The 11804-nt window shown below is 56.0% G+C and carries 9 protein-coding genes; 5 read left to right on the plus strand and 4 right to left on the minus strand.

What is annotated here, in order from left to right; genetic code table 11:
* Window positions 1–31: 31 nt before the first annotated feature.
* Window positions 32–1030, minus strand: coding sequence for an AAA family ATPase (locus tag BQ5361_RS08355; RefSeq protein WP_022063295.1), 999 nt, complete (start codon window positions 1028–1030; stop codon window positions 32–34).
* A gap of 269 nt (window positions 1031–1299) precedes the next feature.
* On the opposite strand from BQ5361_RS08355, the gene BQ5361_RS08360 reads away from it, so the two are divergent.
* Genes BQ5361_RS08360 through BQ5361_RS08365 form a run of 3 tightly spaced genes read left to right on the plus strand, consistent with a single transcriptional unit; the run spans window position 1300 to window position 4564 of the window.
* Entirely contained in the window at window positions 1300–3684 is a 2385-nt protein-coding gene (locus tag BQ5361_RS08360) for an ATP-dependent helicase (RefSeq protein ID WP_257587963.1), read from the plus strand.
* Window positions 3641–3748, plus strand: a complete 108-nt coding sequence (locus BQ5361_RS10955) for a hypothetical protein (protein ID WP_399270642.1) — start codon at window positions 3641–3643, stop codon at window positions 3746–3748. Before BQ5361_RS08360 ends, BQ5361_RS10955 begins: the two co-directional genes overlap by 44 nt.
* Before the next feature lie 33 nt (window positions 3749–3781).
* Window positions 3782–4564: a hypothetical protein gene (locus BQ5361_RS08365; protein ID WP_022063297.1), complete on the plus strand. Its 783-nt coding sequence runs from the start codon at window positions 3782–3784 to the stop codon at window positions 4562–4564.
* A 93-nt stretch (window positions 4565–4657) separates the two neighbouring features.
* Here BQ5361_RS08365 and BQ5361_RS08370 read toward each other — a convergent pair whose 3' ends face one another.
* On the minus strand, window positions 4658–5374 hold the full coding sequence (locus tag BQ5361_RS08370; RefSeq protein ID WP_022063298.1) for a LytR/AlgR family response regulator transcription factor: 717 nt from the start codon (window positions 5372–5374) through the stop codon (window positions 4658–4660).
* On the minus strand, window positions 5371–6489 hold the full coding sequence (locus BQ5361_RS08375; protein WP_052131123.1) for a sensor histidine kinase: 1119 nt from the start codon (window positions 6487–6489) through the stop codon (window positions 5371–5373). The genes BQ5361_RS08370 and BQ5361_RS08375 overlap by 4 nt, the downstream gene beginning before the upstream one ends.
* A gap of 663 nt (window positions 6490–7152) precedes the next feature.
* On the opposite strand from BQ5361_RS08375, the gene folB reads away from it, so the two are divergent.
* Together folB and BQ5361_RS08385 are read left to right on the plus strand one after the other, a co-directional pair.
* The gene (gene folB, locus BQ5361_RS08380) at window positions 7153–7506 is read left to right on the plus strand and encodes a dihydroneopterin aldolase (protein WP_022063300.1); all 354 of its coding nucleotides are present in this window, start codon (window positions 7153–7155) and stop codon (window positions 7504–7506) included.
* A gap of 148 nt (window positions 7507–7654) precedes the next feature.
* Window positions 7655–10234: an adenosylcobalamin-dependent ribonucleoside-diphosphate reductase gene (locus BQ5361_RS08385; protein WP_052131124.1), complete on the plus strand. Its 2580-nt coding sequence runs from the start codon at window positions 7655–7657 to the stop codon at window positions 10232–10234.
* A 316-nt stretch (window positions 10235–10550) separates the two neighbouring features.
* On the opposite strand, the gene BQ5361_RS08390 is transcribed toward BQ5361_RS08385, so the two are convergent.
* Window positions 10551–11795 (minus strand): hypothetical protein, encoded by a 1245-nt coding sequence (locus BQ5361_RS08390; RefSeq protein ID WP_143047545.1) that lies wholly within the window; start codon window positions 11793–11795, stop codon window positions 10551–10553.
* Between the last annotated feature and the right edge of the window lie 9 nt (window positions 11796–11804).

The raw sequence follows: 11804 nt of genomic DNA on the forward strand, positions 1-11804 counted from the left end.
ATCGGATAATCTGCAAAACGATGCCGCACCGCTACGGCACCTCCACGGTGTTGAGTATGTCGGTGATGATTTCTTCGGTCGAAACGTTCTCCGCCTCGGCCTCGTAGGTCAGCCCGATGCGGTGGCGCAGTACGTCGTGGCAGACAGCCCGTACATCCTCCGGAATGACATACCCCCGACGGCGGATGAAGGCGTAACTCTTGGCCGCCTTCGCCAGCGAAATGCTCGCACGGGGCGAACCGCCGTAGGCTATCATCGGAGCGAGTTTTTGGAGTTTATACTCCTGCGGTTCGCGCGTGGCGAAGATGATGTCGATGATGTACTGCTCGATTTTCTCGTCCATATAGACGTCGGAGACCACCCGACGGGCCTTGACGATGTCTTCCGGCTCGATGACTTTCGCCGGTTCGGGACAGCCGCCCTCCAGCAGGTTCATGCGGATGATATCGCGCTCCTCCTGCTTCTTGGGATAGGTTATCCGCGCCTTGAGCATGAAACGGTCCACCTGCGCCTCGGGCAGCGGATAGGTGCCCTCCTGTTCGAGCGGGTTCTGGGTGGCCAGCACGAGGAAAGGCTCCGGCAGCGGCCAGGTCTCGTCGCCGATAGTCACCTGCCGCTCCTGCATGGCCTCGAGCAGGGCACTCTGTACCTTGGCGGGCGAACGGTTAATCTCGTCGGCAAGCACGAAATTGGCGAAAATGGGACCGCGCTTGACATAAAACTCCTCCCTCTTCTGGGAGTATATCAGCGTCCCGACGATGTCGGCCGGCAGCAGGTCGGGCGTGAACTGAATGCGGCTGAAACGCGCGTCCACCGCTTTGGCGAGCGTCGTTATGGCAAGCGTCTTGGCAAGTCCAGGTACCCCCTCCAGCAGGATGTGCCCGTTGGAAAGGAGGCCTATCAGCAGGGTGTCGATGAGGTGCCGCTGTCCCACGATGACTTTCCCTACCTCCCTGCTCAGCGTATCCACGAACAGGCTTTCGCGCTCGATGCGCTCGTTCAGTTCATTGATGTTTACTACTTCGTTCATTTCCGAGCTAATATTTTACCGTATATCCCCCGGCGCACCGCAGCCGCGGGCCTATCGCGTTCATTACTTGCGGAGTAATAACGAAAGGTACACAAAGTTAGTATAAAAAACGGAAATTTTTCTCCGGCTCGGCCCGGGCTCCGACACAGGACCGGGAAACCGGCGGAGGGGAGGCAGGGAAGGAGCAGGTAGAAATCCGGCGATTTTAGCTAACTTTGCCGCACCGACGGGGGTCCCGCAGTGAGGCTCCCGATACCCATACAGCAACGATGTCCCATTTTACAGATACCCTCAACCCCGCCCAGAAGGAGGCGGTCCTCAACTACGACAAACCCTCGCTCATCGTGGCCGGAGCAGGTTCGGGCAAGACGCGCGTACTCACCAGCCGCATCGCCTACATGATAGAACAGGGCGTCCATCCCGGCTCGATACTCGCGCTCACCTTCACCAACAAGGCAGCACGGGAAATGCGCGAACGCATCGAGCAGCTCGTTCCCGACGGCCGGGCACGCTACATCTGGATGGGAACGTTCCACTCCGTCTTCTACCGCATCCTGCGGCAGGAGGCCGGGAGACTCGGTTTCGACGCCAACTTCACGATATACGACACGGCAAACAGCGAAAGCCTGCTCTCGACCATCATCAAGGAGCGAAACCTCAATACCGACGAATACAAGCCGCGCGACATCCACTCCCGCATCTCGCTGGCGAAAAACAATCTCGTGACTGCCGAGGCCTATGCGGCCAACACCTCGTTCGTCGCCGAAGACCGGCAGCGGAAGCGTCCCGAATTCTCCGCCATCTTCCTCGAATACGCCCGGAGGTGCAAGGCCAACAACGCCATGGATTTCGACGACCTGCTGATATACGCCAACATCCTTTTCCGGGACTTTCCCGACGCGCTGGAACAATACCGGAACCGGTTCCGGTACATCCTCGTAGATGAGTACCAGGATACCAACTACGCGCAGTATCTCATCGTACGCCGCCTGGCACAAACCCACTCCAACGTCTGCGTGGTGGGCGACGACGCGCAGAGCATCTACTCCTTCCGCGGAGCCAAGATAGAGAACATCCTCCGGTTCCAAAACGACTTTCCGGAGGCGAAGGTGTTTAAACTGGAACAGAACTACCGTTCGACACAGAATATCGTGAACGCCGCCAACAGCATCATCGCCAAGAACGACCGCCAGATACCCAAGCACGTCTTTTCGGAGAACGACGAGGGTGACCGGGTAAAGGTGCTGAAGGCCTATACGGACCAGGAAGAGGCCTATCTCGTCGCCGACCTGGCCAAACGGGAGGGCCGGGAGAACGGCGGCCGGTGGAACGAAATAGCTGTACTCTACCGCAACAATTCCCAGTCGCGCGCCATCGAAGACGCCCTGCGGCGGCGCGACGTGCCGTACCGCATCTACAGCGGCCATTCGTTCTACGACCGCAAGGAAATCAAAGACCTCGTGGCCTATTTCCGGCTGATAGTCAATCCGCGCGACAACGAAGCGCTGCGCCGCATCATCAATACGCCGGCCAGGGGCATCGGCGCGGTCACGGTGGCCCGCGTGGCCGCTGTCGCCGCAGAGCGCGGCGTGAGCATGTGGGAGGTGCTGGAGGGAACCGGCAGCGAGCAGGTACCCGAACTGAAGACGGCGGCGAAGAAACTCGCCGACTTCACCGGCCTGATACGCTCCCTCTCGCTCGAACGGAGCACGAAGCCGCTCCATGAATTCGGGCTCGAAGTGGCCACGCGGTCGGGACTCATCGGGAGCTACCGCATGAACCCTTCGCCCGAATCGGAAAATGCCCTGGAGAACATCAACGAACTGCTCTCCTCCATGCAGAACTTCAAGGAGGAGCGCATCGTACTCGCTTACGAGGAGGACGACAGGGAAGCGGACGCCGAACCCACCGTGGAAGAGTGGCTGCAGAACATCTCCCTGATGACCGACATGGACAAGGAGGGGGAGGACTCCAAGAACCGCGTAGTGCTGATGACCGTCCACTCGGCCAAGGGGCTGGAGTTCGATACGGTATTCATCGTCGGCGTCGAGGAGAACCTCTTCCCCAGCCTGATGAGTGCCACCTCGCAGGAGAAACTCGAAGAGGAGCGCCGCCTCTTCTACGTGGCGGTCACACGGGCGCGGAAGAAAGCTTTCGTATCGTTCGCCCGACAGCGGTTCAAATGGGGCAATACAGAATTCTGCTCGCCGAGCCGTTTCATCACGGAGATGGACGAACGGTACGTGGACCTTCCCGCCGATATGGACGAGGAGTCCGCGGAGAACAGTCCCGCTTCCTTGCCGAAGCAGCGCCAGGAAAGATACCGGCCCGAACGACCCGCATACGGAAACCGCGCGGTTTCGGGCGCCGGCGGTTCCGGACACCCGGAGCGGCCGGCCTCCCCGGCTCCCCGCACGCCGCACATCGCCGGCTCCCCGCACGCCGCACATCGCCGCCGCACCGCCCGACACGCGCAACATGAAGAGTATGGGCAGCCGACGACCGGCCCAGGAGGGAGAGACGACGCCGAAACATACCGTCTCAGCCTCCCGTTATGCCGTCGGAATGCGGGTGGAACACGCCAAGTTCGGCCGCGGCGAGATTACGAATATCGAAGAATTAGCGTCGGACATGAAAATTACCGTTATCTTTGACGACGGTACGGCGGGCAGAAAGAGCCTTCTCAGCCGCTACGCCAACCTGAAAATCATAGACTGACAATACCCATATCAACCATTAAATCCAAAAGAAATGAAAAAGTTGATTAGAGGCATCCTCGCCGTATCGGCAATGGCCGCAGCACTGGCCCTGACGGGATGCGACAAGAAGAACGGAACGACAACGGGCGGCGACACGACTTTCGCCGGAGAGTACCGCATGGAGGCCAAACCCCTCTACTCCGAAATGGAGGCGAAAGACCCCAACGCGACGGCCATCGAGATGGAGGGCATGAACATGACCTATGCGCAGATAATCGCAGCCCTCTTCTCGCTGACCCAGTCCGCCGACCTGGGCGGCACATCGGACATCACCTTCCAGCCGGACGGCTCCATGGTCATCGTATTCGACGACCCGGAGGACGGCACCGTAACATTGCTGCCGAACGAAGCGGAGGGGATACCGGCCGATGCCATCACCTACGCTCTCAACGGCAGCAATGTGATATTCACCCTCTCCTCCGAGACTATCGACAACATGCTGGATGCCGCCACCGACCCGCAGGAGGCTGCCGCCATCAAGCAGCTGCTCGCCGGATTCAACAAGGGTATCTTCACCTATTCGGCAGCCGACAATACCGCCAAGGTCACCTTCAAATACAAACTCACGGAGAACGAACTCACCCTCTATATCGACAAGGGGATGATATCCGAGACATGGAGCGCCGGCAAAGCAATCATGAACGGCATACTCGCTCTCGTCGGAGAGGACAATCCGGAGATAGCCGCCATCCTGACAGCCGTCATTCCCCAGGTAGACACGATGCTGGAGGGCTTCAACAAGATAGAGGTCGGCGCGAAAATGACCAGGAAATAGGATAACCGCTACGGGAGCCCGCAGCGCAGGTTTTCCCGTCACCGATGCAGGAGCGGCACGGATTGACCGTGCCGCTCCTGCATTTTCATCTTTTCACCCGAGGGAACGTTCAGCCAGGTAACGGCGGAAATTATCCTCGTATACGTCGCCGACCGGAATGCACTTGTCTCCGGTAAGCACGATATGTTTGCGTTCGACAGCCACTATCCGGTCCAGATTCACGATATACGACCGGTGCACACGCATGAAGGTATCGGCAGGCAGCCGGCCCTCATAGGATTTCAGGCTTCCGAGTGTCGTGACGGGACGCCCCGACACAGGAAAGATTCGGACATATTCGCTCATGCTCTCCACGTACACGATATCCGCAATGTCTATCCGAAGCGTACGGTACTCCGACCGAACGAACAGGCTGCGTCCGTCGTCACCCCGACGGCCCGACGACGCCTTCAACAGGCCGAACCGGGCATAGGCCCTCTCGGCCGAACGCAGAAAATCGGCATATCCTATAGGCTTCAGGAGATAATCCGTAGCATCGACACGGAATCCCTCCAATGCATATTCCGAATAGGCGGTAGTGAAGATAACGAGCGGCCTGGAAGGAAGTGCCCGCACGAAATCGAGCCCGCTGAGTCCGGGCATGTTGATATCCACGAAGAGCAGGTCGGCACCGGCATCGGACATCGCGGCTGCAGCCTCCACCGCGCTGCGGCACGAAGCGGCGAGCCGCAGAAACGGCGTCCGCTCTATATAGGAGCATATCTGTCTGAGCGCCAACGGCTCGTCATCTATCGCAATACAACGCATCATCGCTTTACAGGTATCTTCAATTTCGCGGTGTAACGCCCTCCGGCATTTCTTGTTTCGAGCGAACCGGCGCTGCCGTACAGCAGACCGAGCCTCTTCCGGAGATTCTCGAGTCCCACGCCGCTTCCCCTCTCCGCATCCGGAGCGACGCTGTTCTCCACCGTATAGGAGAGAACACCCTCCTCCACGGTCAGCCGGATGTCGATAAACGACCCCTCCCGGTAACTCATTCCGTGCTTGAAGGCATTCTCCGTCAAGGTTATCAACATAAGCGGAGGCACCTGCACGTCGGGCGGGTCGGCCGGACAGAGGGTCCGTATCTCCACCTCTCCGGCATAACGTATCCTCATCAGACGGATGTAGTTGTCGATGAATTCCATCTCTTTCCGCAGCGGTACCGTCGGCCGGTCGGCATCGTACAGCACATACCGCATGATGCGCGACAGTTCGATGACCGTCTCCTTGGCCCTCTCCCCGTCTATGTCTATAAGGGCGTGGATATTGTTCAGCGTATTCATGAAGAAGTGCGGATTGACCTGTGCCTTCAGATAGTTCAGTTCTGTCTTCAGCCGCTGGCTCTCCAGCTCTTTCAGGTGGCGGTCGTCCTGTATCGACTTGAACAGGAACCTTATCGCGAGGTTGCATCCGATGACCAGCACGGCAAGCAGCCAGTCGTTGAACATCCGGCCCCACCTGATGGGCATGGGAATGCCGGGCGGTCTGATACCGGCCGGCGGCAGGAATACCTGCGCGGTCGGCACCTCCGCCACAGCCGCCGGTTCCTTCGGATACGCCCGCACCTCCCGGCCGTAAAAGGCAGGCGGCTCGGGCCGTATCACGAGCATAGGGACAGCCGTGAAAATCAAACCGATAAGTGCAACGACGCACAATACGTAAACGCCGTACCTCCGCCGCATCAGCAGCAACGGCACCAGAAGGTAATTATGAAGCGCGAAAAGCAGCGCAAAGGGCAGTACGCCGAGCCAGAAATGGAAAACGCCGCACCAACGTATCCCGCTGCCGTCGTGGTACCCGAAGAGCGGCACGACGAGTACCACCGCCCACAGCAACCCATAGACGCCGTTTTCGAGAATGGTCTGGTTCATCTGTCGTTTCATCGTGCTGTCAATCGTTCCGGAAGCCGTCCGGCATTACATACGCCGCCGTCATGCAAAGACAGCATAACGGCGGCACCAACCTATTAACCCTTTCCCTATGAAATTCCGGTACCCGACTCTTCCGGTACCGGAACCTGTTCCGGGAAATCAACCTATGAGGAACTCCGGAAAAGCATTCTTCCTGCCGTGACGGCCCTCCGTCCGCCCCGTCTCCTCCCGTTTACACGGGACGGACGAAAAAAGCCCTGAGGCTCCGTACATCCGGCCGTGTCGGATTCCAAACCGGAATATCCCGAGCCGTCCTTAACTCCATCAACCGTTCTCTGCTTCCTCGACCGCGACGAACGCGGCCAAGGCAAAATCCGGCAGGGCAAGGCTCCCCGAGCGTTCCGATGTCAAAGATAAACATACGAAAACAAAAACAGACGGAATATTCAGCGAACCTCCGTTTTTTATCAACCAAAGACCCGGAAAGGGCCTTCCGCCCTCTTCGGAGAGCGCCCTGCCTTCCGCTGCCGCCGGAACGCAAGGCCCGGGACAGAGAAAACACCGCCCTGCGCCGGACAAAAAAACCGGTGCAATGCCGGAAAATAATCGTACCTTTGTTCTCCCGGCACAGGCAGGGTACGGGCCCGGCGCCCGCAGCACGAAAAACGATACGCCATGATATACACCATCACGCTGGACGAAATGGAGTTCAAAGCCTACCACGGCTGTTACGACCTCGAAAAACTGGTCGGCAACCGTTTTCTGGTAAGCATCTCCCTCGACGCCGAACTTGACGAAGCGGCACATGCCGACGACGTAACGAAGACCATCAACTATCTTCGGGTATATGCCATCGTCGCGGAGTGCATGAAACAGAAATCGGACATCCTGGAGAACGTGACCCTGCGCATCATAGAGGCACTGTATGCGGAATTTCCCCTGCTCCGCCATGTCCGCGCGACGGTATCCAAGCTCGCTCCCCCTCTCGGGGGCAAAATACGCAAGGTTTCCGTAACACTCTGCCGATAAGGACTTTGCAAATTGTTAATCGGCTGTTGATAACTAAGCGACAGGAGGCCGGACGGTCCGGAAAATTGGACTTAAACTTGCACTTGGCGGCCACGGACCGACCATCGCAATAGAATTATCTAAGAACCAATATCATATATTTTGACTTATGTCCGACGTTAAGAAAAACGTGGGTGCTGACGGGCGCACCCTTACCGAATACCAGTACAACGAGGCGATAGAGGGCGCCAAGGAGTACTTCAAGGGCGACGACCTGGCCGCCATGGTGTGGGTCAGCAAATACGCGCTGAAAGACTCTTTCGGCCACATCTTCGAGAAATCGCCCGAACAGATGCACTGGCGCATCGCCAACGAGCTTGCCCGCATCGAGAACACTTACCCCAATCCGATGAAGGCGCAGGAGATATACGACCTGCTGAAGGAGTTCCGCTACATCATCCCGCAGGGAGGTCCCATGACGGGCATCGGAAACAACCTCCAGATAGCGTCGCTCTCCAACTGCTTCGTTATCGGCCACAGGAATCCCGCCGACTCCTACGGCGGCATCATACGCATCGACGAGGAACAGGTACAGCTCATGAAGCGCAGGGGCGGAGTCGGACACGACCTCTCGCATATCAGGCCGACCGGAAGCCCCGTACTCAACAGCGCGCTCACCTCGACCGGTATCGTTCCCTTCATGGAACGCTACTCCAACTCCACCCGCGAAGTGGCGCAGGACGGCCGGCGCGGCGCCCTGATGCTCTCGCTCTCCATCAAGCACCCGGATGCGGAGAATTTCATCGACGCCAAAGTGGAGACGGGCAAGGTAACGGGCGCCAACGTCTCCATCAAGATAGACGACGAATTCATGCGTGCCGTCCTCAACAACGAGAAGTACGTGCAGAAATTCCCGATAGATTCGGACGACCCGATGTACGTCAAGGAGATAGATGCCCGCACGCTGTGGAACAAAATCATCCACAACGCCTGGAAGAGCGCCGAACCCGGCGTGCTCTTCTGGGATACCATCATCCGTGAATCGGTACCCGACTGCTATGCCGACGAAGGCTTCCGCACGGTATCCACCAACCCCTGCGGCGAGATTCCGCTCTGTCCCTACGACAGTTGCCGCCTGCTGGCGATAAACCTGTACAGCTATGTGGACGACCCCTTCACCCCGCAGGCAAAGTTCGACTTCGACAAGTTCCGCAGCCATGTGGAGGCGGCCATGCGACTGATGGACGACATCATCGACCTCGAACTCGAAAAGATAGACATCATCTACAACAAGATAAAACACGACCCGGAAGACCTCGACATCCGCCGCGTAGAGCTCTCCCTGTGGGAGAAGATACGCGAGAAGGCACTCAAGGGCCGCCGCACGGGACTCGGCATCACCGCCGAGGGCGACATGCTCGCCGCACTGGGGCTCACTTACGGCACCGACGAAGCGATAGCCTTCGCGGTGGAGGTACAGAAGACGCTGGCCGTGGAAGCCTATCGCGCCTCGGTAAAGATGGCCCGCGAAAGGGGCGCCTTCCCGATGTACGACAACCTCAAGGAGGAGGGCAATCCGATGATAGAACGCATCCGCGAAGCCGACCCGGCCCTGTACGAGGAGATGACGCAGGTAGGCCGCCGCAACATCGCCATGCTCACCATCGCACCCACGGGAACGACATCGCTCATGTCGCAGACCACTTCGGGCATCGAACCGGTCTTCCGTCCCGTCTATAAACGTCGCCGCAAGGTCAATCCGACCGACAAGAACGTGAAAATCACCTTCACCGACGAGGTGGGCGACTCGTGGGAGGAGTACAATGTCTTCCATCACAAGTTCCTCACATGGCTGCAGGTCACCGGCTACGACCTGTCGAAACTCGACGGCATCAGCGATGCCGAACTCGACAGGCTCGTCGAACAGTCGCCCTACAACAAGGCGACTGCCAACGACATCGACTGGGTAGCCAAGGTAAAGATGCAGGGTGCCATCCAGAAATGGGTGGACCACTCCATCTCGGTCACCGTGAATCTGCCGGAGAGCGTCACCGAAGAGCTTGTCAGCAAGGTCTATCAGGCGGCCTGGGAGAGCGGCTGCAAGGGCGTGACGGTCTACCGCGACGGTTCGCGGGCAGGCGTGCTCGTGGACACGAAACCCAAAAAGAAGGAGAAGGAGGAGTGCGACTGCGACGAATACAAACCGCCGTTGGCACGCCCGATTGAGCTCGAGGCCGACGTGGTGCGTTTCAAGAACGGTACCGAGGACTGGATAGCCTTCGTGGGCATCTATAACGGACACCCCTACGAAATATTCACCGGTAAGATAGAGGAGGACTCTCTCTACATTCCCAAATCCATCAACAAGGGATTCATCATCAAGGTAAAGGAGGAGGACGGACAAAAACGGTACGATTTCCGCTATCAGGACAAGTACGGCTACCCGCACGTCATCGGCGGCATATCGCGTCTGTTCGACAAGGAGTTCTGGAACTATGCGAAACTCATCTCCGGTGTGCTGCGCAACGGAATGCCCATCGTGGATGTCGTCAATCTCGTGGACGGCCTCAGCTTCGACAGCGAAACGATAAGCAACTGGCAGAGCGGCGTGGCACGCGCCCTGAAGCAATACATCAAGGACGGCACGAAGATACGCAAACAGAAATGCCCCAACTGCGGCGAAGAGTCGCTCGTCTTTCAAGAGAAGTGCCCGCACTGCACCTCGTGCGGCTGGTCGCGCTGTAGCTGACACGCACAGCCCGGCATACGCTCGTCCGGCCTTCGTCCCGAAAGGACGAAGGCCGGACTATTTATCGGTGGATGCAACCGACACCATTACATGGAACACGGAAAAGACTCCGACTCTGGCACCAGCGGACGCATACCCTATTGCGTAACTACTTCCGAGACAGAACGATTTTATATTCTAATGATATAGATATCAAATAAAAAATATAATTGCAATTACATATAAAAGCAATTTAAAACGAGTTTACACTAATGTTGGGAAAAAGCGGACAGCCTTTGTAAAAACAAAGGCTGTCCACATAAAATATCTTCTGTTCCTATTCCTCTAAAAATTCTTTTAACCACTGGATTCCAGTATCCGCTTCTCCGTTCAAACCTATTATTTCAGACGGAAAGACATACGTCCCTGACAAGATTGTATTTGCGTCTATACTGCGAATAAGGTATTGCTTATCGTCTTTAGCGAAATAGCAATGCTGTTTGAAATAATATCCTCTGACACCATCTTCATACCTGTTATTTGCTTCGACGGTCAATTCTCCATCACCGTTCCATTGGGTTATGGATTGCGTAAATCCGGCTACTATATTTGCATATTCATAATTAGTGGACGCTAAAGAATATACCACATAATCTTTCAACGCTCCCAATGCGTTCAATATCTCCACGCTGGGTCGATATATAAGACCATAAGGACTTTCCTCGTATTCTCCTTTTACATATGTTCTGACATTGAAATGCCCCTTTTTCTCTCCCATATATGTGACTGTAATCTCATAGCTCCTATTCAGATATTTTGTATCCTCTTTGGCAAAATGATTCAAATACTCGATAAAAGAGGATTTACCCTGCTCCACCAAACGCGCAATATTGTCGGGCAGATTAACAGTAGAAATTATTATATCAGATGCGTGAATTTCTGTTGGTGCTCCATAAATACCGGAAAGTTTATCTTTATCCCTATAATAGGCGAGAATACCATATTGTTGGATATCCCGGGATGAGGGTCTTTGACAGAATGCATAATAGCCTCCTGCTTCAAAAGCATTATCATACAATTCACTCGGCAGAAAGAATTTCAATGGAGCCCATGCGACAGTCCCATTCCTACTGACTGCATACACGATCGTAGAACCGGGGAGTAGTTTCAGGCCAGGCAATATATAGTCGGGAACCAATATCATCATCGAGGCAGAATATACATCGTTCATATCCTGCGCTCCCGACATCAAGGAGCCTGACAACATGAGTCCATTTCCAGCTTTGCTCGAGATGTAATAAACAGCTTCGCTATCCTCAAAAACATTATACTCGTCATTCAGTTTCAATAAGTCCTTTTTTGCTTGGTCGAATTGTGCAGAAGTCGGAGTGAATTTAATTTCATCCTGATAAATATTCTTTCTCTGTTTGACCACTTGGTCGAACAGCTTCCAACGTTCACTCAACGTGTATGTACCTGATATTCCGTTGTAAATAACGGTGTCCGGATCTATCTCCTGTGCCGTAGCTTTAATGGGAACAAGGCATAGTACAAACACATAAAAAAGTTTGCTCCGCATCATAATATTAAA

It is taken from the genome of Tidjanibacter massiliensis (genome assembly GCF_900104605.1).
GTDB classification, from domain to species: Bacteria; Bacteroidota; Bacteroidia; order Bacteroidales; family Rikenellaceae; genus Tidjanibacter; species Tidjanibacter inops.